This is a genomic window from Stenotrophomonas sp. GW821-FHT02D01 (assembly GCF_059421765.1).
Map to the genome: position 1 here is coordinate 19,403 of NZ_JBWKVP010000015.1, position 24,220 is coordinate 43,622.

Below are 24,220 nucleotides of genomic sequence, written 5' to 3' on the forward strand. Positions count from 1 at the left end.
GCCCGCATGCATGACGCCGTCACCCGCCCTACAGCCCCCTCCGATGCCACTGCCTGGCCCCGTCGCCTGACCCAATCGGTCCAGATCGGTGGAGTCACCGTGGGCGGTGGCAAGCCGGTCGTGGTGCAGTCGATGACCAATACCGACACCTCCGACGTGGCTTCGAGCGTGAAGCAGGTCGCCGAGCTCTGGCGCGCCGGTTCGGAAATGGTGCGTCTGACCGTCAACACGGTTGAAGCGGCCGCGGCGATCCCGCGCATCGTCGACAAGCTGGCGATGATGGGCATCGACGTGCCGCTGATCGGCGACTTCCACTACAACGGCCATCAGCTGCTGACGGCCGAGCCGGCCTGCGCCGAAGCACTGGCCAAGTACCGCATCAACCCGGGCAACGTAGGCTTCGGCAAGAAGAAGGACCTGCAGTTCGCGCAGCTGATCGAGTTCGCCATCCGCTACAACAAGCCGGTGCGCATCGGCGCCAACTGGGGCTCGCTGGACCAGGCCCTGGCGGCCAAGCTGATGGACGAGAACAACCACCGCGAACAGCCCTGGGACGCCGGCCGCGTGCTGCGCGAGGCGCTGATCCGTTCGGCACTGGATTCGGCCGAGCAGGCCGTCGAGCTGGGGTTGCCGCGCGATCGCATCATCCTGTCGGCCAAGGTCAGCGGCGTGCAGGAGCTGATTGCGGTCTACCGCGACCTGGCCCAGCGTTCGGACTTCGCCCTGCATCTGGGCCTGACCGAAGCCGGTATCGGCAGCAAGGGCATCGTCGCTTCGGCGGCGGCATTGAGCGTGCTGCTGCAGGAAGGCATCGGCGACACCATCCGCATTTCGCTGACGCCCGAACCGGGCCAGTCGCGCACGCAGGAAGTGATCGTCGCCCAGGAACTGCTGCAGACCACCGGCCAGCGCGCCTTCACTCCGCTGGTCACGGCGTGCCCGGGCTGCGGCCGTACCACCTCGGAATTCTTCCAGGAGCTGGCCAAGGTGGTGCAGAACCACGTGCGCGAAAAGATGCCGCTGTGGAAGATCCAGCACCCGGGTGCGGAGAACATGACCCTGGCGGTGATGGGCTGCGTGGTCAACGGGCCGGGGGAGTCGCGGCATGCCAACATCGGCATCTCGCTGCCCGGCACTGGTGAAGCACCGTCGGCACCGGTGTTCGTCGATGGCGAGAAGAAGGTGACCCTGCGTGGCGAGAACATCGCCCAGGAATTCGTCGCCCTGATCGATGATTACGTTGAACGCACCTATGTCCGAAGCGCCGGGTAAGCCGACGATCCTCGCTGCACCGGAGCCAGCCTCCGGCTTCCGCCACTGGATGGCGCGCAATGCCTGGCGGCTGCTGCTGCTGTTTGCCGGCGTGCTGCTGCCGCTGGCCGGATTCGTCGCCCTGGCCGACGAGGTGCACGAGTTCGAATCCTTCCATTTCGATGCGCCGCTGCTGTGGCAGATGCACGGCCTGCATTCGCCGTGGCTGGACCACGTGTTCGTGCTGCTGTCGAAGCTGGGCTACGAGTGGTTCCTGATCCCGGCCGATGTGCTGATTGTCGGTGCACTGGTCTGGCACCGGCGTTGGCGTGAAGCGACCTTCGTGGCGGTGAGCTTCGTAGGGTCGGCGCTGCTCAACATGGGCAGCAAGCACTTCTTCCAGCGCGACCGGCCCAGCCTGTGGGAATCGATCGCGCCGGAATCCACGTTCAGTTTCCCCAGCGGCCACGCGATGGGCTCGATGACCCTGGCGGTCACCCTGGTGCTGCTGGCCTGGAATACCCGCTGGCGCTGGCCGGTGCTGCTGCTGGCGCCGTCGTTCAGCCTGCTGGTAAGCGTTTCCCGGGTCTATCTGGGGGTGCATTACCCCTCGGACATTTTGGCCGGGTGGTGTGCCGCGCTGGTTTGGGTGGTAGGGTGCTATCTGGTCATGTTCAGCCGCCGTCATCCATGGCGACGGCACGGTTCGCCGCCAGCGACGGCCAGCGAAGCGATCACGCAAGGGGAGTGACGTGGATGCCCTCCCAAGGGCGTCTACCTGAGGGACGGGTTGTTTCGTTGTAACGGGTTCTGCAGGGCAAGGGGCACGATCAGGCGTGAAGAATGTGATGCGCAAGGCAGAACGCCGGAATCGCGCAACATCCGCGCTTGCAGTGGTCAGGTGCTCCTGCCTAGGTTGACCCGTATTGGCCGCATTCGAAGAGGTACGTGAATGACGATTCGAGTCTACCTGGTGGATGACCATGCGTTGGTCCGCACTGGGATGAAAATGATACTGTCGAGTGAAACCGACATTGAAGTGGTGGGCGAGGCCGAAACGGGCGAAGACGCGCTGCCCGCGATCCGCCAGCTGCAACCGGACGTGGTGTTGTGTGATCTGCACTTGCCCGGCGTGAGCGGGATGGAAGTGACCGAGCGCATCGTCCGTGGCCACCGCAGCACACGGGTGGTGATCGTGTCGGTGCTGGAGGACGGTCCGCTGCCCAAGCGCCTGCTCGAAGCCGGCGCCGCCGGTTACATCGGCAAGGGCTGTGATGCGCAGGAACTGCTGCGTGCGGTGCGCGACGTTGCCGCCGGACGGCGCTACCTGGGCACGAGCATCGCGCAGAACCTGGCGTTGTCCACCGTGGAAGGCAACGGCTCGCCGTTCGACAACCTGTCGCCGCGTGAGCTGGAAGTGGCGTTGCTGCTGACCCAGGGCCTGCGCCAGGAAGATATCGCCCGTCGTCTGAGCCTGAGCGCGAAGACGGTCAACACGCACAAGGCGCGGTTGTTCGAGAAGATGGGAATCCACGACAACATCGCGTTGGCGCGGATGGCCAGCCAGTACGGGCTGGTGGATCCGGCACGGCCGCTGTAAGGGTTTCGGCCAACGGCTGAGCCCCTCGCGGTGGTGCGACGGGATTCGTAGGGTTGGCCCTGCGGAGGGATCGCGCAGGGGACGCCGTGAATCCATCCCTGGAGGCTCGGGCGCGCCATCCATGGCGCTTACGCCCCTGCGCGGTCCCTCCGCAGGGCCACGGATAGTTTCCGTGCGTCGCCACCGCGGAATGAAGAAGGAACGGCAGGAGCGGGTCGCGCGCTTTGCGCGCTTGGGGTCGGATCCCTTTCCCGGCGGGAAAGGGCTCTGACCCCGCAGTGCGTCAGTGGCCGCGTACGCGCTTGACGATCTTCGCGGCCTGCGCGGCGCTTTCGCGCACCTTGTCCCACTGGCCGGCGTCGATCCAGTTGCCCGGCACCATCCACGAGCCACCGATGCAGACCACGTTCTTCTGCTCCAGGTACTCGGCGGCGGTGTTCTCGGTGATGCCACCGGTCGGGCACAGCTTGAGGTCGGCGATCGGGCCGGCTACGCCCTTGATCATCGCCAGGCCACCCACGGCCGTGGCCGGGAACAGCTTGCACACGCGGAAACCGCGCGCGTAGAGCGCCAGCAGTTCGGTCGGCGTCGCCGCACCCGGTACCACCGGCAGCGGTGCCGCAGCCAACGCATCGGCCAGCACCGGCGGCGTGCCCGGGGTCACCAGGAAATCCGCGCCCGCATCGATCGACTGCTGCATCTGCTCCACCGTCAGCACCGTACCCGCGCCGACCACCACATCCGGCAGCTCACGCTTGAGCATCGCCAGCGCTTCCATCGCCACCGGCGTACGCAGCGTCAGCTCGATCGCCGGCAATCCGCCTTCCAGCAGCGCCGCGCTGACCGCACGTGCCTGGTCCAGCGTATGAATCGTCACCACCGGCAGGATGCCGGCCGCATGCAACAACTCCGCCGCCCGCACCTGATGTTGTTCGATACCCATAGCTCTGCTTCTGCCTTTGCTTTCGAATTTGATTTTCAGTGATCACTTCGCGGCGCGAGGGCGCCGGGAAACTGTCCGGAGGCGGCGGGTAGCCCCCACCAGGACCGTGAGCGGCATGGATGCCGCGACCGAGCCCCCATGGATGGGTTTACGGCGTGTCCTGGTGGGGGCTACCCGCCGCCTCAACCAGGACACTTACCGCCCACGCATACCCGCAACGCTTTTCAATCCCTCAGGCGTCCTTCGCCTCATGCGGCGCCGCCGCCGCAGCAGCATCGTGCCCCAGCTCATACTCCGCGTCGTAGTCCCACGGCCCACCGTCAGCCGCCGCCGGACCGCACGAAATCGAGATCGCGCCCTGATCGGCCGGGCCCACCACACGCCGGTTGATCGCAAACAGGTTGCGGCCCAGGTCATTGGCGGCCGGCGCCGTATTCGGCGCATGAGTACGCGCGGCCCATTCGGCTGCGTCCACCAGCACTTCAAGCGTGCCGGCCTCACCATCCAGGCGGATGATGTCGCCCTCGCGCACCTTGCCCAGCGGACCACCGCGTGCAGCTTCCGGCGTCACGTGGATGGCGGCGGGAATCTTGCCCGACGCACCGGACAGGCGACCATCGGTGACCAGCGCCACGCGCCGGCCCTGGTTCTGCAGCAGGCCGAGCAGCGGCGCCAGCGAATGCAGTTCCGGCATGCCGTTCGCGCGCGGACCCTGGTAACGCACCACCGCCACGAAATGCTCGGGCAGCAGGCCGCCGGCGTGCAGCTTGTTCAGCACCTGCGGCGCATCAACCACCACGGCCGGTGCTTCGATGGTGCGGTACTGCGGCTTCACTGCCGACAATTTGATCAGCGACTTGCCCAGGTTGCCGCGCAGCAGGCGCAGGCCGCCCTGGCTCTCGAACGGGCTGTCGACACCGCGCACCACTTCTTCATCGGCGCTGCGTTCCAGGCCCGGCAGGTACACCAGCTTGCCATCGCGCAGCTGCGGCTCGCGCGCGTAGTCGGCCATGCCGCCACGGGCGACGCTGACCAGATCGCCATGCATCAGGCCAGCCTTGATCAGTTCGCCGAACACGAACGCCGGGCCACCCGCTGCAGCGAAGCGGTTCACGTCGGCCTCGCCGTTCGGATAGACGCGCGCCAGCAGCGGGATCAGCTGCGACAGCTCGTCGAAGTCGTCCCAGGTCAGCACGATGCCGGCCGCCCGCGCCACGGCGATCCAGTGGATGGTGTGGTTGGTCGAGCCGCCGGTGGCCATCAGCGCGATGATCGCGTTGATGATCGCGCGCTCGTCGATGATCCGGCCCAGCGGACGGAAGTCGTCGCCCAGCGCGGTGATGTCCAGTGCACGCTCGGTGGCTTCGCGGGTCAGTGCATCGCGCAGCGCCGTGTCCGGATTGACGAACGATGCGCCCGGCAGCTGCACGCCCATCGCTTCCAGCAGCACCTGGTTGGAATTGGCGGTGCCGTAGAAGGTGCAGGTGCCCGCGCCGTGGTAGGACGCCGATTCGGCTTCCAGCAGTTCTTCGCGGGTGGCTTCGCCGGCGGCGTAGCGCTCGCGCACTTCCGCCTTCTGCTTGTTGGGAATGCCCGGCGTCATCGGGCCGGCCGGCACGAACACCGCCGGCAGATGGCCGAAGGCGAGGGCGCCGATCAGCAGGCCCGGCACGATCTTGTCGCACACACCGAGGTACACGGTGGTATCGAACATGTCGTGGCTGAGCCCGATCGCGGTGGCCTGGGCAATGACATCGCGCGAGAACAGCGACAGCTCCATGCCGCCACGGCCCTGGGTGACACCGTCGCACATCGCCGGCACGGCACCGGCCACCTGCGCGGTCGCGCCGAGTTCGCGGGCCACCGCACGGATCTGTTCGGGATAGGTCTCGAACGGCTGGTGCGCCGACAGCATGTCGTTGTAGGCGGTGATGATGCCCAGGTTGGCCGTCACGCCGCCGCGCAGGCGGCTCTTGTCGGTGCCGCCACAGGCGGCGAAACCGTGGGCGAGGTTGCCGCAGCTGAGGCGGCTGCGGAACGGGCCATCGCGCAGGGAGGCGTCGATCGCTGCCAGATAGGCGGCGCGCGAGGCGGCGCTGCGGCGGATGACGCGCTCAGTGATGGCTTGCAGTTGCGGATGGAGGCTCATTGGCTACCGGCGTTCGAGGTGGCGAGAGGCAAGCGGCAGCAGGGCGCCGCCGCCGACATCAATCAGCCCAGTGGACGCGCAGGCGCGCGCCCTCCAGGTTGATCGCGTTGAGGATCGGATACTGCTGCGGGTCGTTGCTGTCCAATGCCTGGCGCAGCACCTGCAGCTTCTGCTTGCCGCGCAGCAGCAGCAGACGCTGGCGGCACTGGGCCAGGCCGCGCGGGGTCAGGGTGATGCGCAGCGGCCACTGGTTGGCACCGGGGCAGCCGGTGGCATCAAGCGCGGCATACGGCAGGGTGCTTTCGAGGGCGCGGGTCAGGTCCTTCGAGCCCGGGAACAGCGAGGCGGTATGGCCGTCGTTGCCCATGCCCAGCGCGACCAGGCTTGGGGCCTGGCTGTGCTGGGCCTGCAGGTTGGCGGTGTACACGCATTCGGGCAGCGGCTTGCCGATCCGCACCAGCGGATCGAAGTGCGCACCTTCGGCACGCGTGAGCAGGTTCTCGCGCACCAGCCACGCATTGCTGTCGCGATCCTGCGGCGACAGCCAGCGCTCGTCGGCGAGGCTCACTTCAACGCGGTCCCAATGCACGTCCAGCTCGGCCAGCGCCTGGTATACCGGGGCCGGCGTAGTACCGCCGGACAGCAGGATGCGTGCGCGGCCCAGTTCGGTGATGTCGTGGTTGATCGCCTGGGCCATTTCGGCTGCAACCGCTTCGATCCAGCCATCGGCATCGCCGTGGTTGATGAAGTCGATACGGTCGTCCTGGAAGATGGGGGTCATGCGGCAACTCCTGGTGCGTCACGTTCGGCGTCGGCAGCATAGGCAGCGGCGCCCAGCAGTCCGGCGTGGGGATGCATCACGGCCAGCGACGGCACCCGCGCCATGATCGAAGAGAACCGGCCCTTGTGTTCGAAGCGCTGGCGGAAACCGGAGTGCTGCAATGAATCGAGCATCTTCGCAGTCAGCCCACCGGTCAGGAACACACCATCCCAGGCGCCCTGGGTCAGCACCAGATCACCGGCAATGGCGCCGAACACCGCGCAGAACACATCCACGGTACGCATCGCCTGTGGATCGCCGTGCAGGGCGCGGGCGGTCACGTCCACCGGTTGCAGTTGGCCCGGGTCGATACCCGCCATCTCGCAGATTGCGCGATGGATGTTGACCAGGCCGGGGCCGCAGATCAGCCGCTCGTTGGAGACGCGCCCGAACTGCTCGGACAGGATCTCCAGGATGCGGATCTCTTCCGGCGTTCCCGGCGGGAAGCTGACATGGCCGCCCTCGGTTTCCAGCGGGTAACAGCGGCCGTGGCGAAGGATCAGGCCGCCGACGCCGAGGCCGGTACCTGGGCCGATCACTGCGTAGTTGCGCGGCTGACCCGGCTTGCCCGGAACCCAGGCGGCACCGCCGACCTGGACCACGTCATCGGGCTGCAGCAGCGAAATCGCCATCGCCTGCGCGGCGAAGTCGTTGATCAGGTGCAGTTCGTTGAAACCAAGCATCGCGGCCGTGCGGCTGCGCGAGATCACCCACGGATGGTTGGTGATGCGGGCTTCGTCACCATCGACACGACCGGCGACTGCGAACACGCCACGGCTTGCGGTGGCGCCGATCTGCTCCAGATGGTGGCGCGCGGCATCACCCAGCGACGGGAACTCCGCCACGGCGTACTCGCGGATGCTCTCTTTAAGCAGCGGGGCGTCCTGCGAGGTGTCGGCCAGGGCGAAGCGGGCGTTGGTGCCGCCGATGTCGGCGACCAGCACGGGCTGCGAGCTGGCACTCATTCCGACGCTCCGCTATCCGGTGCATCCACGCCCTGCGGCAGGAAATCGACCGCGTTGGCCGGGCCCCACTGGCCGGCAGGGTAGGGCTCCAGCGGCAGGTTGGCCGCCTTCCAGGCGTCGGCAACGCTGTCGATCCAGGCCCAGGCGGCACGCACTTCGTCATCGCGCACGAACAGGGTGTGGTTGCCGTTGAAGGCGTCCAGGAACAGGCGCTCGTAGGCGATGCGGCGATGCAGGCCGGTCGGCACCGACAGCTCCAGCTCCAGCGGCTGCAGTTCCAGTGCGCCCCATTCGGGCCCGGCCAGGCTGCTCATCAGGCCCAGTTCGATGTTCTCCTGCGGCTGCAGCTGGAACACCAGGCGGTTCGGTGCGGCCTGCGCACGCTGCGGACGCTCGAACAACCAGTGCGTGACCGGCTTTAGGGTCACCACCACGCGGGTGGTGCGCTCGGGCAGGCGCTTGCCGGTGACCAGGTGGAACGGCACGCCGCTCCAGCGCCAGTTGTCGATGTGCGCGGTGACACCGGCGAAGGTCTCCACGTCGCTGCCTTCCGGCGGCTGGTAGGCCTGTGCGGGCTGGCCGTTGATGCTGCCCGCGGTATAGCGGCCGCGCACGCTGTCACGCGCGGCGTGCTTGGCATCCAGCGGGCGCAGCGCGCGCAGCACCTTGACCTTCTCATCGCGGATGCGGTCGGCTTCCAGCGACGCCGGCGGCTCCATTGCCACCATGCACAGCAGCTGCAGGATGTGGCTCTGCACCATGTCGCGCAGGGCGCCGGAGCGCGCGTAGTAGGCATCGCGGCCATCCACGCCTTCGCTTTCTGCAACGAGGATGTGCACCGATTCGATGTAATTCCGGTTCCACACTGCTTCCAGCAGCGTATTGCCGAAGCGCAGTGCGATCAGGTTCTGTACCGCCGCCTTGCCCAGGTAGTGATCGAGGCGGAACACGCGGTCTTCGTCGATCCACTGGCCGATGGTGGTGATGATCTCCTCGGCGCTTTCGCTGTCGCTGCCGATCGGCTTCTCCAGCATGAGGCGCGCGGGTGCGGCCAGTGCGCCGCCCTTGGCCAGGCCCTCGCAGGTGGAGATGTACAGGCCCGGCGGGATCGCCAGGTAGCTCACGCAGCGGCGGTCGACCAGGTCGGACACGGCAGCGGCGACCGAGTCGACGTCGCGCAGGTCCACCGAGCGGTAGTCGATGCGGCGCAGCAGGGAGGCGATGTCCTCCTGGCTGGCCATCGGCATCGCCTGCTGCAGGCGCGGGCGCAGGATGTCATGGAAGGCTTCGGTGTCGTGGCCCGACAGGGCCAGCGCACGGATGCGGAAATCCTCCGGCAGCAGGCCGTCGCCGAGCAGGCGCAGCAGCGAAGGGAACAGGTAGCGCTGGGCCAGATCACCTGTGGCACCAAACAGGAAGAGTGTGTCGTGCATCGCTCGAGTTTCAGATCCGGGTGACATCGTTGTCAATCGCTTCATGGCTGGGTTCGGGGGACATCCGCGCAACTGCCTGTCCGAGGCTCATCTGGATCGGTTTTCCGGCTTGCCGGAGCACCGTTCCAATCGAAACCACTACAGCGGCAACCCTTCGTTCGGTCGACGATGCAGGTCGGCGCGCACCGACTGTCGGATAGTGCCACGTGAAAACGTTTACATGGCAGAATGGGCAACTGTATTCGATTGCAGTGGTCGCCGTCATGCGGCAACCGCGCAATCATCACTGCCATCGGGAGGGCCGAGGCAGTCCCAAAAGACAGCCCGGCGTCGGGCGGACTGGATGAGTGAAATGGCAAAAGTGCAGTTGCAGGGTGTGCGCAAGGTCTACGACAACGGCCAGGTTGCAGTGAAGGACGCCACCTTCGAGGTCGCCGACGGCGAACTGATGGTGCTGGTCGGTCCGTCGGGGTGTGGCAAGTCGACCCTGTTGCGGATGGTGGCCGGGCTGGAAGAGATCAGCGGCGGCACGTTGACCATCGGTGATCGCGTGGTCAACTACGTGGCGCCGAAGGATCGCGACATCGCGATGGTGTTCCAGAGTTACGCGCTGTATCCGCACATGACCGTGGCCGAGAACCTGGCCTTCGGGCTGAAGCTGCGCGGCCATGACAAGGCGACCATCGACAAGCGCATCAGCGAAGCCGCGCAGACGCTGGGGCTGACCGACATGATGGACAAGCTGCCCAAGGCGATGTCCGGTGGCCAGCGCCAGCGCGTTGCCCTGGGCCGTGCGCTGGTGCGTGAGCCGGCGGTGTTCCTGCTGGACGAGCCGCTATCCAACCTGGATGCCAAGCTGCGCCACAGCGTGCGCACCGAGATCGCGCAGCTGCACCGCAAGCTGGGCACCACCATGATCTACGTGACCCACGATCAGGTCGAGGCGATGACCCTGGGCCAGCGCATCGTGGTGCTGAAGGACGGCATCATCCAGCAGATCGATACGCCGATGGCGCTGTACGACCGCCCGGCCAACCTGTTCGTGGCCGGCTTCCTCGGCAGCCCGGCGATGAACGTGCTGCGCGGCACGCTGCAGGGCGACGCCGGTGGCGTGACCGTGGTCGATGGCCAGTGGCGTGCTCCGCTGGGGCAGGCGACGATCGATCCGGCGTGGCTGCAGAAGCCGATCGCCGTGGGCGTGCGTCCCGAGCACCTGCAGCCGGCAGGCAGTGAAGACACGCATGCGTTCACCGCGCGCATCGAAGGCATCGAGCCGGTCGGCAACGAGATCTTCGTCAACATGAGCAGCGGCCAGCACGCGCTGACCATGCGCGTGGCGCCGCAGTCGCTGCCGGGCGTGGGCGAGGACATCCGGGTGGCGATCCACCCGCAGGGCCTGCATTTCTTCAACCCGGAAACCGGCGAGCGCCTGTAACCGGTAGTGCCGGCCGCTGGCCGGCAACCTCAACCCCGCGTGGTTGCCGGTCAGTGGCCGGCACTACCTTCCTTCGCCGAAGGCGTGCGGACCAACGGTCCGCACCCACCGTGATCCCCAGTAGATCCACGCCATGCGTGGATGAAATGCCGGATCGGCGCCTCAGCGCGCCAGGCCGTCCAGCAGCGGCATCCGTTGCGCGGGCGCGTTGCCCACCTGCAGCTCGCTGTCGCTGGTCTCCAGCGGCAGCACGGCCAGCGCCAGATCGCCGGCTACGCTGGCCAGGGTGCCGAGCGCGGTGCCGTCCTGCTGCACGCCATCGCCTGCCTGCGCAGGTGCTGCGGTATGCAGCAGCTGCACCGCGCGCTTGGCCTTGCCAAGGAAATGGGTGCGCGCGACGATTTCCTGACCCGGGTAGCAACCCTTCTTAACGCTGTAGCCGTTGAGGCGGTCCAGGCCCAGCTGCTGCGGGGTCCACACCTCGCGCTGGCTCTCTGCCAAGCGTGGCAGGCCAAAGCGCAGGTCGGCCTGGCGCCAGGCCAGGGCGAAGGCGGCATCTTCGGCTTCGTCGCTGGCCGGGAAGGCCTCGACCGGGCCGATGCGCAAAGTACGGGGAAGTGCGTCGCTGCCCAGATCCAGCTCCCAGCCGTGGCTGTCGGCCAGTGCGATGGCAGCGCCGGTAGCGGCTTCCGGCGCAGTAAAGGCCCCGGCCACCACCAGGTCCGCATGCACCTGCAATTTCACTTTGCGGCGGAACACGAAGCGCTGCAGTTGCGACGCAATCGCATCGGCATCGCCGTCGGCGAGCACCAGAAGCACATGGTCATCGGCCAGCCGCAGCAGCTGAAACACCGCCAGGCTGCGGCCCTTGGCGCTCAGCCACGCGCTCCACTGCCAGTGCAGCAGGGGCAGGGCGGTCACGTCGCTGCTGAACTGGGCATGGGCAAAAGCCACTGCATCCACGCCCTGCAGGCTCAGCAATTGATGGCCGGGCAGGCGCGGATATGCGACGAAAGCAGGGGGAAGGTTGTCAGGCACGTGAACGAGGTCTAAAATTTGTGCGTTGCGAGACCCATCATGATAGGCCAAACAACCCCCACTCCCGACGCCGAAGCTGAAGCCCCGCTGGTTCCCCCGGTCCCTGTGCCCGTGGAACAACCAGAGGTGGAAGAGGAATTCGGTGGCCGCGGCGGACTTGATCCGGTGCGGTATGGCGATTGGGAAAAAAACGGACGCTGCATCGATTTTTGATCAGCATTGAGCCAACGCGGCCTTATGCCGCCCAGCCGAGACAACGAGCCCAGCGAATGGCGACCAGACAACGTCCCCTTTCTCCGCACCTTCAGGTGTATCGCTGGCAGATTCAGATGGCCACCTCGATCCTGCATCGAGCCACTGGCGTCTTTCTGTCTGTTGGTGCCCTCATCATCGCCGGAGGCCTGTTGGCTCTGATGATGGGGCCCGAATCCTGGAACTGCTTCACCGGCCATGCCGGGGCCTGGTATGGCCGCGTGTTCCTGTTCGCGTGGACATGGTCGTTCGCCTATCACCTGTGCAATGGCATCCGCCATATCGTGCAGGACTTCGCGATCGGATTCCGCATTGCCACCTTCATCCGCAGCAGCTGGATGTCGGTGATCGGCAGCCTGCTGATCACCCTGGCGGTGTGGGCCTATGTGCTCTTCGGAGGTGCCGCGTGAGCAAGTTCCGTACCCCGTTGAAGGGCGTGCGCGGTCTCGGTTCGGCCAAGACCGGCACCGAGCACTTCGTGCATCAGCGCCTGACCGCCGCCGCGCTGGTGGTGCTGGGCATCTGGTTCCTGGTGTTCGTGCTGGGCCTGCTGGGCTCGGATTACGTGACCGCCACCGCCGCGATCGCCAAGCCGTGGAACGCCGTTCCGCTGATCGGCCTGCTGATCGCCATGTTCTGGCATGCCCAGCTCGGCCTGCAGGTCGTGCTGGAGGACTACATCCACGAATCGCTGCTGGCCCTGGTGCTGCAGACCGCGGTGAAGTTCGTTGCCGTGCTCGGCATGATCGTCAGTGTGTTTGCGGTGGGCCGCATCGCCCTCGGCGTTGCCTGAGCCCAGGCGCCAAGACAGGAATCCAGACTAGATGTCCGCTTACAAGATTACCGAACACAAGTACGACATGGTCGTGGTGGGCGCCGGCGGCGCCGGCCTGCGTGCCACGTTCGGCCTGGCCGCCAAGGGCCTGCAGACCGTGTGCCTGACCAAGGTCTTCCCGACCCGTTCGCACACGGTTGCCGCCCAGGGTGGTATCTCCGCCGCGCTCGGCAACATGGGCGAGGACGACTGGCGTTACCACTTCTTCGACACCATCAAGGGTTCGGACTGGCTGGGCGACCAGGACGCCATCGAGTACATGTGCCGTGAAGCGATTCCGGCGATCATCGAGCTCGAGCACTACGGCGTGCCGTTCAGCCGCACCGCCGAAGGCAAGATCTACCAGCGTCCGTTCGGTGGCATGACCACCCAGTACGGCGAAGGCCCGGCGGCGCAGCGTACCTGCGCGGCGGCCGACCGTACCGGCCACGCGATGCTGCACACGCTGTACCAGCAGTCGCTGAAGCACGACGCGCGCTTCATGATCGAGTACTTCGCACTCGACCTGATCTTCGATGACGAAGGTGCCTGCCGTGGTGTGCTGGCGTTGGACATGTCCGACGGCACGCTGCACCTGTTCCGCGCCCAGGGCGTGGTGCTGGCCACCGGCGGCTACGGCCGCGCCTACTTCAGCGCCACCTCGGCGCACACCTGCACCGGCGACGGTGGCGGCCTGGCCATGCGCGCCGGCATCGCCATGCAGGACATGGAGTTCGTGCAGTTCCATCCGACCGGCATCTACGGCGCCGGCTGCCTGATCACCGAGGGTGTCCGCGGTGAAGGCGGCATCCTGCGCAACAGCAGCGGCGAGCGCTTCATGGAGCGTTACGCACCGCACTACAAGGACCTGGCTTCGCGCGACGTGGTCAGCCGTTCGATGACCATCGAGATCCGCGAAGGCCGTGGCGTGGGCGAGCACAAGGACCACATCCTGCTCGACCTGACCCACCTCGGCCCGGGCGTGATCGACGACAAGCTGCCGGGCATCGCCGAGAGCGCGCGCATCTTCGCCGGCGTCGACGTGCACAAGCAGCCGATCCCGGTGATTCCGACCGTGCACTACAACATGGGCGGCATCCCGACCAACTACCACGGTGAAGTGGTGCGCAAAGACGGCGAGAACCCCGATGCGGTCGTGCCGGGCCTGTACGCCATCGGCGAAGCGGCCTGCGTTTCGGTTCACGGTGCCAACCGCCTGGGTTCGAACTCGCTGCTGGACCTGGTGGTGTTCGGGCGTGCAGTGGCCAATCGTTGCGCGGCGACGATCACCCCGGGCGCGGCGCACAAGACCCTGCCGGCCGACGCCTGCGACAAGGCGCTGGGCCTGCTGGACAAGCTGCGTCACGCCAACGGCGATACGCCGACTTCGGTCATCCGCGATCGCATGCAGCGCACCATGCAGGCAGACGCGGCGGTCTTCCGCACCAGCCAGACGCTGAAGGAAGGCTGCGAGAAGATGGACAAGATCTTCGACTCGTTCCAGGACGTGAAGGTCTCCGACCGTTCGCTGGTCTGGAACTCGGACCTGATCGAGACCTACGAGCTGAACAACCTGCTGCTGAACGCGGTGGCGACGATCAACTCGGCCGAGCAGCGCAAGGAAAGCCGTGGCGCACACGCGCACGAGGACTTCCCGGACCGCGACGACGTCAATTGGCAGAAGCACACCCTGGTCAGCGTGGACGAGAAGGGCAAGTGCAGCTTCGACTACCGTCCGGTGCACATGTACACGTTGACTGATGACGTGTCCGTGGTGCCGCCGAAGCCGCGCGTGTACTGATCCGACCCCGCCTAACATGCAATCCGCGCCCTCGGGCGCGGGCCGCCTGAGCCAACGAGAGCAGCCATGGCCGAGTTTTCACTCCCCAAGAATTCCAAGATCACGAAGGGCAAGCACTTCCCCGCCAAGACCGGCGGCAAGAACGTGCGCACCTTCAAGATCTACCGCTGGAGTCCGGACGACGACAGCAATCCGCGCACCGACACCTATGACGTCGATCTGGACGCCTGCGGCCCGATGGTCCTGGACGCGCTGATCAAGATCAAGAACGAGATCGACCCGACCCTGACCTTCCGCCGCTCGTGCCGCGAAGGCATCTGTGGTTCGTGCGCGATGAACATCGACGGCACCAACACCCTGGCCTGCACCCGAGCCATCTCGGACTGCGGCAAGAAGGAAGTGCCGATCTACCCGCTGCCGCACATGAACGTGGTCAAGGATCTGGTTCCGGACCTGACCCACTTCTACGCGCAGTACGCCTCGATCAAGCCGTGGATCCGCACCCAGACCCCGGCACCGCCGGACCGTGAGCGCCTGCAGTCGCCGGAAGACCGCAAGAAGCTGGACGGTCTGTACGAGTGCATCCTGTGCGCGTGCTGCTCGACCAGCTGCCCGAGCTACTGGTGGAACGGCGAGCGTTACCTGGGCCCGGCGATCCTGCTGCAGGCCTATCGCTGGATCATCGATTCGCGCGATGAGGACACCGGTGCGCGCCTGGACGATCTGGAAGATCCGTTCAAGCTGTACCGCTGCCACACCATCATGAACTGCGCCCGGACCTGCCCGAAGGGCCTGAACCCGGCGCTGGCGATCGCCGAGATCAAGAAGCTGATGATGGAACGCCGCGCCTGATACGGTGCCGGGTAGTTGCACGACCCCAGCAGAGCCACGCCATGCGTGGCTTTGCTGTATCTGGAGAGACACGATGGAAGAAGATGTTCTGCTGAAGAAGCTGCGCTGGCGTTGCCGGCGCGGCATGCGCGAACTGGACCAGTTGTTCGGTCGCTACCTGGACCGCGAATGGAGCAGTGCACCGACCGAAGAGCGCGAGGTTTTCCTGTTCCTGCTCGATTGCGAGGACGATAAGTTGTGGCGTTGGTTCATGGGCTACGAGGCCTGTCCACATGCGCACGCCGTCCCCCTCATGCACAAGATCCTCGCCCTCAAGCCTTGAGTGGCGCCCGTCGCGGCTGCAGGCCGGCGCTCAGTTGGCGGTACTGTTGGCCGCGCCGTGGCTGCTGCGCGCTTCGGATCTGCCTCCTGCCCATCTGGTTCCCGCGCTGATCGGGGTCTGGGCGCTTGGCCTGGCCGAACTGGCCTGGCGCCTGCGGCGGCCCCGCGTGGTGCTGCAGCTGCCGCCCGCGCCCGAGCCGCTGCGCGTGGACGGCCACGACATTCCCGAGCCGCGACTGGTGGTGCGCGGGCCCTGGCTGCTGCTGCAGTGGCGCGAAGGCTGGCGCCGGCGACGCCTGTTGTTCTGGCCGGATGTGCTGGATCGCGGGCAACGACGTGAACTGCGACTGGCCGTATCCGCACGCGCCGTTTCCCGTCAGCCCCGGTCGGTGGCACCATAGGCTGAATCGACTGGCGTGCCTGCATGTTCAAACCCATTCCCGTGGCCATTGGCCTGCGCTACCTGCGCGCCAAGCGCCGCAACGGCTTCATCTCCTTCATTTCGATGGCATCGATCCTGGGCATCGCGCTCGGGGTGACGGTGCTGATCACCACATTGGCGGTCATGAGCGGTTTCCAGAAGGAAATCCGCAGCCGCCTGCTGCAGATGACCGCGCACACCACCATCAGCCGCGACGGCGAACCGATGCCGGACTGGATGCGCGTGGTCGATGTGGCCAGCAAGGATCCGCGCGTGGCCGGTGCTGCGCCGTATATCGAGATCCAGTCGATGATCAGCGGCCCGCGCGTGCAGGGTGCGATCATCCAGGGCATCGATCCGGCGCTGGAACCGAAGGTGTCGGTGATCGACAAGAAGGTCACCAAGGGCAGCTACGGCAGCCTGACCCCGGGCAGCTTCAACCTGTTGCTGGGCAAGGAACTGGCCGTCTGGCTGGGCGTGGACGTCGGTGACCAGGTGCTGGTGACCTTCGCGGAAGTGCAGGGCACCCCGGCCGGCGCAGTGCCGCGGATGAAGCGCTTCACCGTCAGCGGCATCTTCGAGGCTGGTTACAACGAGGTCGATCGCGGTGTGGGTTTTGCCAACATGAAAGACCTGGAGCGCGTACTGCGTTCCGATGGCGCCACCGGCGTGCGCCTGAAACTGCATGACATGGACCGCTCGCTGGAGGTGGGCGTGGACCTGGCGCAGAACCTCGGCGGTGCCTATCGGGTCAGCGACTGGACCCAGCAGAACGCCAACCTGTACCACTCGCTGCGCATGGAAAAAGTGGTGATGGGCATCCTGCTCTCGCTGATCATCGCCATGGGCGCCTTCAACCTGGTGTCCTCGCAGGTGATGCTGGTGACCGACAAGCAGGCCGACATCGCGATCCTGCGCACCCTCGGCCTGACCCCGGGCGGAGTGATGCAGGTGTTCATGGTGCAGGGCTCGCTGATCGGCATCTTCGGCACCCTTGCAGGCCTGATCGGCGGCATCACCCTGACCTTGAACCTGGAGCGCATCCTCGGCGCCATCGAATCGGTGTTCAACGTCAAGCTGCTGCCGGAGGACGTGTACTACATCACCGGCCTGCCAACCGACATGCAGACCAGCGACATCGTGGTGATCACCCTGGTCGCGCTGCTGATGAGCTTCCTGGCCACTCTGTATCCCGCCTGGCGGGCAGCACGCACCCAGCCGGCGGAGGCCCTGCGCTATGAATAAGGTCTTCAACCGCGGCGATGAAGTGATCCGTGCCGAAGGGCTGGGCAAGACCTACGCCGAAGGGCGCATGCAGACACCGGTGTTCGACGGGCTGGACCTGACGGTGACTGCAGGTGAGACGGTTGCGATCATCGGTGCCTCCGGTGCCGGCAAGAGCACGCTGCTGCACCTGCTGGGCGGGCTGGACACGCCGACTGCGGGCGAGGTGTATGTCACCGGCCAGCGCATGTCGGCGCTGTCGGACACCTCGCGCGGCCTGTTGCGCAACCAGGCGCTGGGTTTCGTCTACCAGTTCCACCACCTGCTGCCGGAATTCACCGCGCTGGAAAACGTGATGATGCCGGTGATGCTGGCCGGTACCGCGGTGGCCGAGGCCAGTACGCGTGCGACTGCGCTGCTGGAATCGGTCGGCCTGGGCCATCGCCTGGACCACAAGCCCGGCGAACTGTCCGGCGGTGAACGCCAGCGTGCCGCGGTGGCGCGTGCATTGGTCAATCACCCCGCCTGCGTGCTGGGCGACGAGCCGACCGGCAACCTGGATGACCGCACTGCTGCGACCGTGTTCGAGCTGATGCTGGAGCTCAACCGTGCGCGGCATACCAGCCTGGTGCTGGTGACCCATGACCGCAGCCTGGCGCGGCGGCTGGACCGGGTGCTGGAGCTGCGCGAAGGGCGCCTGCACGCGCTGGCCCACGCCGACGTCTGAGCGGCCGGCCAAGCGCCAACCAAGGTTGGCGACTACCGGATTCGCTGCAGGGCCTGAACGGGGCTGCCGGCCGTTGCGCCGGCACCACCCCGGCGGGTGCATGATCGGCACAGTTCCCCCGTGGAGATGGCCATGAAGACCCCACTGTTGATCGCCGGGCTGTGCCTGGCGCTGGCTGGCTGTGCCACCACCGGCCGCCTGGGCAGTGCCGAGAAACTGGAGCTGTATCGTGCCCACGCTGGCGCACCGCAGAAGGACATGCAGTTCTTCGGCAGCCTCAATGGCTGGACCGAGCTGGGCGACAGTGCGCTGGCGGTGTGGACCAAGCCCAGCGAGGCCTACCTGCTGGAACTGAGTGGGCCGTGCCCGGATCTGTCCTACGCACCGGCGATCGGATTGACCAGCCATATGGGCCGCGTCTCGGCACCGTTCGACAAGGTGCTGGTACGTGACCCGACCGCTGGCCCGCGCATGCCGTGCTTCATCAAGACCATACGCAAGCTCGACGTGAAGTCGCTGCGGGCAGAGGAGAAGGAAATGCGCCAGGCGCAGGTGCAGGAGCGCGAAGAGTCCACGTCGCCCGCGAAGTGATGCGGTAGTGCCGGCCGCTGGCCGGCAACCTTGTACATCGGGGTTGCCGGCCAGCGGCCGGCACTACCTGCGTGTCAGGCTTCCGGGGTGAACCCGGCCGGCTTCTCCGCGTCCTTCTCGAACAGGAACTTCACCAGTTCCGTTTCCAGCAAGGCACGATGTTCCGGCTTTCGCGGGGAGAGGCGGTTCTCGTTGATCAGCATGGTCTGGTGTGCCAGCCATGCGGTCCACGCCGGCTTGCCGATGTGGTTGAACACGCGCTGGCCCAGCTCACCCGGGTAAGGCACGAAGTCCAGGCCCTCGGCATCGCGTTGTTCGTACTGGCAGAAGACGGTTCGGGGCATGGCACTCACTCGTGGTTGCGGGATTTTGCGGAGGTTCGCTTCGGGCTCTTGATGGGCGCGCCCTCAAGCAGTTTGCGGATGGGGGCAGGCAAGCCCAGTGCAGGCAGTTCGGCGGCGCCAACCCAGCGCAGCGTGGGTTCTTCCACGCGCAGGCCGTGCACCTGCCGTGACAATACCTGCAGGTGCAGTTTGTAGTGGCTGAAGGTGTGCTGCAGCACTGGCAGTTCCTCGGCATCTTCCAGCGAACCATCGACGTGTACGTCGAACCAGTCCTGCAGCTCGCTGCCCGCATCGGCCTGCGGAAGCGTCCACAACTGTGCCCAGATGCCGGTGTCCGGCCGCTTCTGCAGCAGCACGCGCTGCTGCTTGTCGCGCAGCAGCAGGGCCACCGCCTCGCGTTCGGGCAGCGTCTTGCTTGGCTTTGCGGTTGGCAGCTCGGCGGTGCGGCCTTCGCGACGTGCCACGCAATCGGTCTGCAGCGGGCAGATCACGCAGGCCGGTCTGGACCGGCTGCAGACTGTGGCACCGAGGTCCATCTGCGCCTGGGTGTAGTCGGCCATGCGTCCAGACGGCACCTGTGCGACCTGCGCTTCGGCGATGGCCCACAGCTGCTTTTCGATGGCGGGCAGGCCAGGGAAGCCTTCGACGCCGTGATAGCGGCTGAGCACGCGCTTGACGTTGCCATCGAGGATCGCGAACGGGTCGTTCCAAGCCTGGCTGAGGATCGCGCCGGCGGTGCTGCGGCCGATGCCGGGCAGGTCGTGCAGGGCATCGAAATCACGCGGCAGGTCGCCGCCGTGCTCGGCGACGCAGCGCTTGGCGGCGGCGTGCAGATTGCGTGCACGGGCGTAGTAGCCCAGGCCGGCCCACTGCGCCATCACCGCGTCGTTGCTGGCGGCGGCAAGGTCGGGCAGGGCGGGGAAGTGCTGCAGGAACCGATGGAAGTACGGAATGACCGTGGCCACCTGGGTCTGCTGCAGCATGATCTCCGACAACCACACCCGGTACGGGCTGCGCGGATGCTGCCAGGGCAGGTCGTGGCGGCCGTGGTGGTCGAACCAGTGCAGCAGGCGGGCGACGAAGCCATGCTCAGGGGCGGACGTGGCGCTGGCGTTCGGCTGGCGGGGCATCGGTACTCCAGGGGGCAGCCACCCATGGGGTGGCTCTACTACGGCAGCGGCCGGTCACCCATGGGGTGGCTCTACCGGGTTGCAGTAGAGCCACGCCACGCGTGGCTGCACGGTGTATCAGGCACCCAGCGCTTCGGGCAACAGGGCGTCGACGAAAGCTTCCGGATCGAACACGCGCAGGTCTTCCGGGCGCTCGCCGATGCCGGCGAAACGGATCGGAATGCCGAACTCACGGGCCAGCGCGAACACCACGCCGCCCTTGGCGGTACCGTCCAGCTTGGTCACCACCAGGCCGGTCACCTTGACCGCAGCATTGAACTGGCGCAGCTGCGAAAGCGCGTTCTGGCCGGTGGTGCCGTCGATCACCATCAGTACTTCGTGCGGCGCGTTCTCGTCGATCTTGCCGAGCACGCGGCGGATCTTGCCCAGCTCGTTCATCAGCCCGGACTGGGTGTGCAGGCGGCCTGCGGTATCGGCGATCAATACCGACGTGCCGCGGGCCTTGCCGGCCTGCAGTGCGTCGTAGGCCACCGAGGCGGCATCGGCATTCTGCCCCTGCGCGACCACGGCCACGCCGTTGCGCTCGCCCCAGATCTGCAGCTGGGCGACGGCGGCGGCGCGGAAAGTGTCGCCGGCGGCCAGCATCAGGCTGTGGCCCTCGTCCTTGAAACGCTTGGCCAGCTTGCCGATGGTGGTGGTCTTGCCAACGCCGTTGACGCCCACGGTCAGCACCACGAAGGGCTTGGCGTTGCGGTCGATGACCAGCGGCTTGGATACCGGCTGCAGGATCGCGATCAGGTCCGCACGCAGTGCCGCCAGCAGGGCATTGGCATCGATGAACTCGCGCGCCTTCATGCGCTTGCGCAGGTCGGCGATCAGGTCGGTGGTGGCGGCAATGCCAACGTCGGCGGTCAGCAGCGCGGTCTCGATCTCGTCCAGCAGGTCGTCATCGAGCTTGGGGTTGCGCGAGAACAGGCCGCCGAAACTGCGGGCGAACGCACTGTTGCGCAGGCGCTCGCGCCAGCCGGGCTTGCCGGCCGGAGCGGCGGGTGCATCGACCAGTACCGGCAGGTCGGCGGCGGGGGCGGCCGGCTCGTGCGCCGGGATGACCGGGGCCAGCGGGGCGTGTACCGCCGCGGCGGCGGCCGCTTCGGCTTCGAAGTTCTCCGGCGCCAGCACGCGGGCGGGCGTGGCTTCGGGGATGGTTTCCTGCGCCGTCTGCAGTGTTGCTTGCGGGGCCGGCGCGGCTGACGTTGCGGGCGCAACGACCTCGGGCGTGGCAGCTGGCACAGGCGCTTCCACCGTCGGCGGGGCTACCGGTGCGGCCGGGGCCAGCTCGGGTGGCGCGGCCGACGGGAATGCCGCCGCCAGCTCTTCAGCCGAGTAGTGCTGGGTCTTGGGCGCGTCCGGTGTGGCGGCGTCCTGGGGCTTCTTGCGGCGGAAAAAACTGAGCATTGGCAAAAGGCGCTGAAATCAGAGGGATATGCTACCACCCGGGCCTGTATGGCCGGCGTGGACTCAAGGTCGCAGCTGCGCGGCCGTTAACCGGTCCGGAGGGCTGCGTTGGGTGGCCTGGGAGACCGCCGATGAACGATGTGACAGGTGTTGCGCTCAGCGGGCTGCGTGCGGCTCAGCAGGGCGTGCAGGTGGCCGCGCACAATGTTGCCAACCTGGCGACCCCGGATGCGCCACGACTGCAACTGCAGCGCGATGCCGCAGCGCAGGGCGGGGTGGACAGCCGCGTGACGTCCCATGGCGACATCGATCCGACCGCAACGCTGGGCGACCTGTTGGCTGCCAAGGCCGAGGTGGTGGCCTTCGCTGCCAACGCGGCGGTGATCCGTCGCGAGGACCAGATGCTGGGCTCGCTGCTGGATCGGCAGGCCTGATCCGACCGGCTCCGGGACGGGCTTGATCCGACCGGCTCTGGTGCGTGCCTGATCCGACCGGCTCTTGGACGGGTCTGATCCGACCGGCTCTGGTAGGTGCCAACCTTGGTTGGCACGCTTTTGCAGTCAAGCCCTGCTCGGCAGCTTTTCAAGCGCCAACCAAGGTTGGCATCTACCAGGCCAACAGCAGCGCCAACCAAGGTTGGCATCTACCGGGGCAATGGCGGTGCCAACCGAGGTTGGCACCCACCAGGCCGGGCGATCCCGGCATCGGTCAGGCCGACAGCTCCAGCAGCAGCTTGTTCAGACGGGCCACGTAGGCACCCGGGTCCTTCAGGCTGTCGCCGGCTGCCAGCGCGGCCTGGTCGAACAGCACCCGGCCCAGGTCGTCGAAACGTGCGCCATCGGCTTCGGCATCCAGCTTGGCGATCAGCGGATGACCCGGGTTGATCTCCAGTACCGGCTTGCTGTCGGGCACCTTCTGGCCGCTGGCTTCCAGGATCTGGCGCATCTGCAGGCCCAGGTCCTGTTCGCCGATGGCCAGCACCGCCGGCGAATCGGTCAGGCGGTGCGACACGCGCACTTCGGCCACGTCATCGCCGAGCACGTTCTTAAGGCGCTCGACCAGGCCCTGCTTGTCCTTGGCTGCGGCTTCCTGCTCCTGCTTGTCCGCTTCGCTCTCCAGCGCGCCCAGGTCGAGGTCGCCGCGGGCGATGTCGACGAAGCCCTTGCCGTCGAAATCGGTCAGGTAGCCCATCAGCCACTCGTCGATGCGATCGGTCAGCAGCAGGACTTCGATGCCCTTCTTGCGGAACACTTCCAGGTGCGGGCTGTTGCGCACCTGGCTGTAGCTCTCGCCGGTCAGGTAATAGATCTTGTTCTGGCCTTCGGCCATGCGGCCGATGTAGTCGGCCAACGAGACGGTCTGTGCATCGCCGTCGCCACGGGTGGAAGCGAAGCGCAGCAGGCCGGCGACCTTCTCACGGTTGTTGTAGTCCTCGGCCGGGCCTTCCTTCAGCACCTGGCCGAATTCCTTCCAGAACGTGGCGTACTGCTCGGGCTTGTCGCTGGACAGCTTCTCCAGCATGTCCAGCGAACGCTTGGTCAGCGCGGCCTTCATCGAATCGATGACCGGGCCGGACTGCAGGATCTCGCGCGAGACATTCAGCGACAGGTCGTTGGAATCGACCACGCCCTTGATGAAACGCAGGTACAGCGGCAGGAACTGCTCGGCCTGGTCCATCACGAACACGCGCTGCACGTACAGCTTCAGGCCCTTGGGCGCATCGCGGTGGTACAGGTCGAACGGCGCGCGGCCCGGCACGTACAGCAGCGAGGTGTACTCCAGCTTGCCTTCGACCTTGTTGTGGCTCCACGCCAGCGGGTCGCTGTGGTCGTGGGCGACGTGCTTGTAGAACTCGGTGTACTCCGCATCGCTGATCTCGGTGCGCGGGCGGGTCCACAGCGCGCTGGCGCGGTTGACGGTTTCCCACTCGATCGCGGCGCCTTCTTCGCCGCCTTCCTTGGGCATCTGGATCGGCAGGCCGATGTGGTCGGAGTACTTCTTGAGGATGCTGCGCAGGCGCCAGCCGTCGGCGAAGTCGTGCTCGCCGTCCTTCAGGTGCAGGACGATGCGGGTGCCGCGCTCGGCCTTGTCGATGGTGGCGACATCGAAATCGCCTTCGCCACGCGAGGTCCAGCGCACGCCTTCATTGGCGGCCAGGCCTGCGCGGCGCGAAGTGACTTCCACTTCGTCGGCGACGATGAAGGCGCTGTAGAAGCCGACGCCGAACTGGCCGATCAGCTGCGAGTCCTTCTTCTGGTCGCCGGACAGCTGGCGCAGAAAGTCGCCGGTGCCGGACTTGGCGATGGTGCCGAGGTGGGTGATGGCATCGGCGCGGCTCATGCCGATGCCGTTGTCTTCGATGGTGATGGTGTGCGCGGCCGGATCGAAGCTGACGCGCACGCGCAGTTCGCTGTCGCCTTCCAGCAGCTCAGGCTGGGTGAGGGCTTCGAAGCGCAGCTTGTCGGCGGCGTCGGCGGCATTGGAGACCAGCTCGCGGAGGAAGATCTCCTTGTTGGAGTACAGCGAGTGGATCATCAGCTGCAGCAGCTGCTTGACTTCGGTCTGGAAGCCAAGGGTTTCGGTCTGGGTCGTCTCGGTCATCGGGTAGGGCTCCATGTGCGGTGCCGCGCAAGCGCGTGCGGCCTCGCCAAGGG

Annotated in this window: 25 protein-coding genes; 15 read left to right on the forward strand and 10 right to left on the reverse strand. The window is 66.6% G+C overall.

The genetic code is table 11. The features are described 5' to 3' along the window. Nucleotides 1–6: 6 nt before the first annotated feature. The 3 genes from ispG (at nt 7) to AC07UW_RS19360 (ending at nt 2,851) form a co-directional block, all read left to right on the forward strand. On the forward strand, nt 7–1,272 hold the full coding sequence (gene ispG / locus AC07UW_RS19350; RefSeq protein ID WP_100552180.1) for a flavodoxin-dependent (E)-4-hydroxy-3-methylbut-2-enyl-diphosphate synthase: 1,266 nt from the start codon (nt 7–9) through the stop codon (nt 1,270–1,272). Beyond that, nucleotides 1,253–2,002 carry a phosphatase PAP2 family protein gene (locus tag AC07UW_RS19355; protein ID WP_312785919.1) on the forward strand — a complete coding sequence of 250 codons (750 nt, stop codon included), beginning with the start codon at nt 1,253–1,255 and terminating at the stop codon, nt 2,000–2,002. Before ispG ends, AC07UW_RS19355 begins: the two co-directional genes overlap by 20 nt. A gap of 201 nt (nt 2,003–2,203) precedes the next feature. After that, entirely contained in the window at nt 2,204–2,851 is a 648-nt protein-coding gene (locus AC07UW_RS19360; RefSeq protein WP_025878804.1) for a response regulator, read from the forward strand. A gap of 283 nt (nt 2,852–3,134) precedes the next feature. Here AC07UW_RS19360 and AC07UW_RS19365 read toward each other — a convergent pair whose 3' ends face one another. The 5 genes from AC07UW_RS19365 to zwf form a co-directional block, all read right to left on the reverse strand. Then, a complete protein-coding gene (locus AC07UW_RS19365) occupies nt 3,135–3,794 on the reverse strand; it encodes a bifunctional 4-hydroxy-2-oxoglutarate aldolase/2-dehydro-3-deoxy-phosphogluconate aldolase (RefSeq protein WP_032977879.1) in 660 nt (219 codons plus the stop codon). 232 nt (nt 3,795–4,026) lie between these two features. Beyond that, a complete protein-coding gene (gene edd / locus AC07UW_RS19370) occupies nt 4,027–5,943 on the reverse strand; it encodes a phosphogluconate dehydratase (RefSeq protein WP_033830832.1) in 1,917 nt (638 codons plus the stop codon). Nucleotides 5,944–6,001: 58 nt separating this feature from the next. Beyond that, nucleotides 6,002–6,724 (reverse strand): 6-phosphogluconolactonase, encoded by a 723-nt coding sequence (gene pgl, locus AC07UW_RS19375; RefSeq protein WP_025878807.1) that lies wholly within the window; start codon nt 6,722–6,724, stop codon nt 6,002–6,004. After that, a complete protein-coding gene (gene glk / locus AC07UW_RS19380) occupies nt 6,721–7,728 on the reverse strand; it encodes a glucokinase (protein ID WP_100468153.1) in 1,008 nt (335 codons plus the stop codon). The genes pgl and glk overlap by 4 nt, the downstream gene beginning before the upstream one ends. Beyond that, nucleotides 7,725–9,161, reverse strand: a complete 1,437-nt coding sequence (gene zwf / locus AC07UW_RS19385; protein ID WP_025878809.1) for a glucose-6-phosphate dehydrogenase — start codon at nt 9,159–9,161, stop codon at nt 7,725–7,727. Before zwf ends, glk begins: the two co-directional genes overlap by 4 nt. A 352-nt stretch (nt 9,162–9,513) precedes the next feature. Here zwf and AC07UW_RS19390 point away from each other — a divergent pair, with 352 nt between their 5' ends. Next, the gene (locus tag AC07UW_RS19390; RefSeq protein ID WP_495212680.1) at nt 9,514–10,596 is read left to right on the forward strand and encodes an ABC transporter ATP-binding protein; all 1,083 of its coding nucleotides are present in this window, start codon (nt 9,514–9,516) and stop codon (nt 10,594–10,596) included. A 162-nt stretch (nt 10,597–10,758) separates the two neighbouring features. Here AC07UW_RS19390 and ygfZ read toward each other — a convergent pair whose 3' ends face one another. Next, complete coding sequence (gene ygfZ / locus AC07UW_RS19395; RefSeq protein WP_495212681.1) at nt 10,759–11,634, reverse strand: CAF17-like 4Fe-4S cluster assembly/insertion protein YgfZ; 876 nt, start codon at nt 11,632–11,634, stop codon at nt 10,759–10,761. 39 nt (nt 11,635–11,673) lie between these two features. Here ygfZ and AC07UW_RS19400 point away from each other — a divergent pair, with 39 nt between their 5' ends. The 10 genes from AC07UW_RS19400 (at nt 11,674) to AC07UW_RS19445 (ending at nt 18,637) form a co-directional block, all read left to right on the forward strand. Then, nucleotides 11,674–11,847 carry a DUF1674 domain-containing protein gene (locus tag AC07UW_RS19400; RefSeq protein ID WP_080149151.1) on the forward strand — a complete coding sequence of 58 codons (174 nt, stop codon included), beginning with the start codon at nt 11,674–11,676 and terminating at the stop codon, nt 11,845–11,847. A 56-nt stretch (nt 11,848–11,903) separates the two neighbouring features. Further along, the gene (gene sdhC, locus AC07UW_RS19405; RefSeq protein WP_025878812.1) at nt 11,904–12,296 is read left to right on the forward strand and encodes a succinate dehydrogenase, cytochrome b556 subunit; all 393 of its coding nucleotides are present in this window, start codon (nt 11,904–11,906) and stop codon (nt 12,294–12,296) included. After that, the gene (sdhD, locus tag AC07UW_RS19410; RefSeq protein ID WP_025878813.1) at nt 12,293–12,679 is read left to right on the forward strand and encodes a succinate dehydrogenase, hydrophobic membrane anchor protein; all 387 of its coding nucleotides are present in this window, start codon (nt 12,293–12,295) and stop codon (nt 12,677–12,679) included. The genes sdhC and sdhD overlap by 4 nt, the downstream gene beginning before the upstream one ends. Before the next feature lie 31 nt (nt 12,680–12,710). Beyond that, entirely contained in the window at nt 12,711–14,501 is a 1,791-nt protein-coding gene (gene sdhA / locus AC07UW_RS19415; protein WP_025878814.1) for a succinate dehydrogenase flavoprotein subunit, read from the forward strand. 66 nt (nt 14,502–14,567) lie between these two features. Continuing rightward, nucleotides 14,568–15,353 (forward strand): succinate dehydrogenase iron-sulfur subunit, encoded by a 786-nt coding sequence (locus tag AC07UW_RS19420; RefSeq protein ID WP_025878815.1) that lies wholly within the window; start codon nt 14,568–14,570, stop codon nt 15,351–15,353. A gap of 73 nt (nt 15,354–15,426) precedes the next feature. Then, nucleotides 15,427–15,675, forward strand: coding sequence for an FAD assembly factor SdhE (locus AC07UW_RS19425; protein WP_089240366.1), 249 nt, complete (start codon nt 15,427–15,429; stop codon nt 15,673–15,675). Next, nucleotides 15,626–16,075 (forward strand): hypothetical protein, encoded by a 450-nt coding sequence (locus AC07UW_RS19430; protein WP_317850495.1) that lies wholly within the window; start codon nt 15,626–15,628, stop codon nt 16,073–16,075. Before AC07UW_RS19425 ends, AC07UW_RS19430 begins: the two co-directional genes overlap by 50 nt. 23 nt (nt 16,076–16,098) lie before the next feature. After that, entirely contained in the window at nt 16,099–17,340 is a 1,242-nt protein-coding gene (locus AC07UW_RS19435; RefSeq protein ID WP_093819978.1) for a lipoprotein-releasing ABC transporter permease subunit, read from the forward strand. Further along, a complete protein-coding gene (gene lolD, locus AC07UW_RS19440; protein WP_032977862.1) occupies nt 17,333–18,046 on the forward strand; it encodes a lipoprotein-releasing ABC transporter ATP-binding protein LolD in 714 nt (237 codons plus the stop codon). Before AC07UW_RS19435 ends, lolD begins: the two co-directional genes overlap by 8 nt. A gap of 132 nt (nt 18,047–18,178) precedes the next feature. Next, on the forward strand, nt 18,179–18,637 hold the full coding sequence (locus AC07UW_RS19445; protein ID WP_223494819.1) for a DUF6491 family protein: 459 nt from the start codon (nt 18,179–18,181) through the stop codon (nt 18,635–18,637). A 74-nt stretch (nt 18,638–18,711) separates the two neighbouring features. Here AC07UW_RS19445 and AC07UW_RS19450 read toward each other — a convergent pair whose 3' ends face one another. The 3 genes from AC07UW_RS19450 to ftsY form a co-directional block, all read right to left on the reverse strand. Further along, the gene (locus AC07UW_RS19450) at nt 18,712–18,981 is read right to left on the reverse strand and encodes an oxidative damage protection protein (RefSeq protein WP_093820188.1); all 270 of its coding nucleotides are present in this window, start codon (nt 18,979–18,981) and stop codon (nt 18,712–18,714) included. 5 nt (nt 18,982–18,986) lie between these two features. Beyond that, nucleotides 18,987–20,111 (reverse strand): A/G-specific adenine glycosylase, encoded by a 1,125-nt coding sequence (gene mutY / locus AC07UW_RS19455; protein WP_495212682.1) that lies wholly within the window; start codon nt 20,109–20,111, stop codon nt 18,987–18,989. A 117-nt stretch (nt 20,112–20,228) separates the two neighbouring features. After that, a complete protein-coding gene (gene ftsY, locus AC07UW_RS19460) occupies nt 20,229–21,566 on the reverse strand; it encodes a signal recognition particle-docking protein FtsY (protein ID WP_495212683.1) in 1,338 nt (445 codons plus the stop codon). Between the two features lie 131 nt (nt 21,567–21,697). On the opposite strand from ftsY, the gene AC07UW_RS19465 reads away from it, so the two are divergent. Beyond that, complete coding sequence (locus AC07UW_RS19465) at nt 21,698–22,000, forward strand: hypothetical protein (protein ID WP_313252114.1); 303 nt, start codon at nt 21,698–21,700, stop codon at nt 21,998–22,000. 274 nt (nt 22,001–22,274) lie between these two features. On the opposite strand, the gene htpG is transcribed toward AC07UW_RS19465, so the two are convergent. Further along, on the reverse strand, nt 22,275–24,167 hold the full coding sequence (gene htpG, locus AC07UW_RS19470; RefSeq protein WP_495212684.1) for a molecular chaperone HtpG: 1,893 nt from the start codon (nt 24,165–24,167) through the stop codon (nt 22,275–22,277). Nucleotides 24,168–24,220 lie beyond the last annotated feature (53 nt).

What these genes read in the sequence shown, in the direction of transcription:
- ispG (WP_100552180.1), top strand. Translation starts at nt 7, where the DNA reads ATGCATGACGCCGTCACCCGCCCTACAGCCCCCTCCGATGCCACTGCC.
- AC07UW_RS19355 (WP_312785919.1), top strand. Translation starts at nt 1,253, where the DNA reads ATGTCCGAAGCGCCGGGTAAGCCGACGATCCTCGCTGCACCGGAGCCA.
- AC07UW_RS19360 (WP_025878804.1), top strand. Translation starts at nt 2,204, where the DNA reads ATGACGATTCGAGTCTACCTGGTGGATGACCATGCGTTGGTCCGCACT.
- AC07UW_RS19365 (WP_032977879.1), bottom strand. Translation starts at nt 3,794, where the DNA reads ATGGGTATCGAACAACATCAGGTGCGGGCGGCGGAGTTGTTGCATGCG.
- edd (WP_033830832.1), bottom strand. Translation starts at nt 5,943, where the DNA reads ATGAGCCTCCATCCGCAACTGCAAGCCATCACTGAGCGCGTCATCCGC.
- pgl (WP_025878807.1), bottom strand. Translation starts at nt 6,724, where the DNA reads ATGACCCCCATCTTCCAGGACGACCGTATCGACTTCATCAACCACGGC.
- glk (WP_100468153.1), bottom strand. Translation starts at nt 7,728, where the DNA reads ATGAGTGCCAGCTCGCAGCCCGTGCTGGTCGCCGACATCGGCGGCACC.
- zwf (WP_025878809.1), bottom strand. Translation starts at nt 9,161, where the DNA reads ATGCACGACACACTCTTCCTGTTTGGTGCCACAGGTGATCTGGCCCAG.
- AC07UW_RS19390 (WP_495212680.1), top strand. Translation starts at nt 9,514, where the DNA reads ATGGCAAAAGTGCAGTTGCAGGGTGTGCGCAAGGTCTACGACAACGGC.
- AC07UW_RS19400 (WP_080149151.1), top strand. Translation starts at nt 11,674, where the DNA reads ATGATAGGCCAAACAACCCCCACTCCCGACGCCGAAGCTGAAGCCCCG.
- sdhC (WP_025878812.1), top strand. Translation starts at nt 11,904, where the DNA reads ATGGCGACCAGACAACGTCCCCTTTCTCCGCACCTTCAGGTGTATCGC.
- sdhA (WP_025878814.1), top strand. Translation starts at nt 12,711, where the DNA reads ATGTCCGCTTACAAGATTACCGAACACAAGTACGACATGGTCGTGGTG.
- AC07UW_RS19420 (WP_025878815.1), top strand. Translation starts at nt 14,568, where the DNA reads ATGGCCGAGTTTTCACTCCCCAAGAATTCCAAGATCACGAAGGGCAAG.
- AC07UW_RS19425 (WP_089240366.1), top strand. Translation starts at nt 15,427, where the DNA reads ATGGAAGAAGATGTTCTGCTGAAGAAGCTGCGCTGGCGTTGCCGGCGC.
- AC07UW_RS19430 (WP_317850495.1), top strand. Translation starts at nt 15,626, where the DNA reads ATGCGCACGCCGTCCCCCTCATGCACAAGATCCTCGCCCTCAAGCCTT.
- AC07UW_RS19435 (WP_093819978.1), top strand. Translation starts at nt 16,099, where the DNA reads ATGTTCAAACCCATTCCCGTGGCCATTGGCCTGCGCTACCTGCGCGCC.
- lolD (WP_032977862.1), top strand. Translation starts at nt 17,333, where the DNA reads ATGAATAAGGTCTTCAACCGCGGCGATGAAGTGATCCGTGCCGAAGGG.
- AC07UW_RS19445 (WP_223494819.1), top strand. Translation starts at nt 18,179, where the DNA reads ATGAAGACCCCACTGTTGATCGCCGGGCTGTGCCTGGCGCTGGCTGGC.
- AC07UW_RS19450 (WP_093820188.1), bottom strand. Translation starts at nt 18,981, where the DNA reads ATGCCCCGAACCGTCTTCTGCCAGTACGAACAACGCGATGCCGAGGGC.
- mutY (WP_495212682.1), bottom strand. Translation starts at nt 20,111, where the DNA reads ATGCCCCGCCAGCCGAACGCCAGCGCCACGTCCGCCCCTGAGCATGGC.
- ftsY (WP_495212683.1), bottom strand. Translation starts at nt 21,566, where the DNA reads ATGCTCAGTTTTTTCCGCCGCAAGAAGCCCCAGGACGCCGCCACACCG.
- AC07UW_RS19465 (WP_313252114.1), top strand. Translation starts at nt 21,698, where the DNA reads ATGAACGATGTGACAGGTGTTGCGCTCAGCGGGCTGCGTGCGGCTCAG.
- htpG (WP_495212684.1), bottom strand. Translation starts at nt 24,167, where the DNA reads ATGACCGAGACGACCCAGACCGAAACCCTTGGCTTCCAGACCGAAGTC.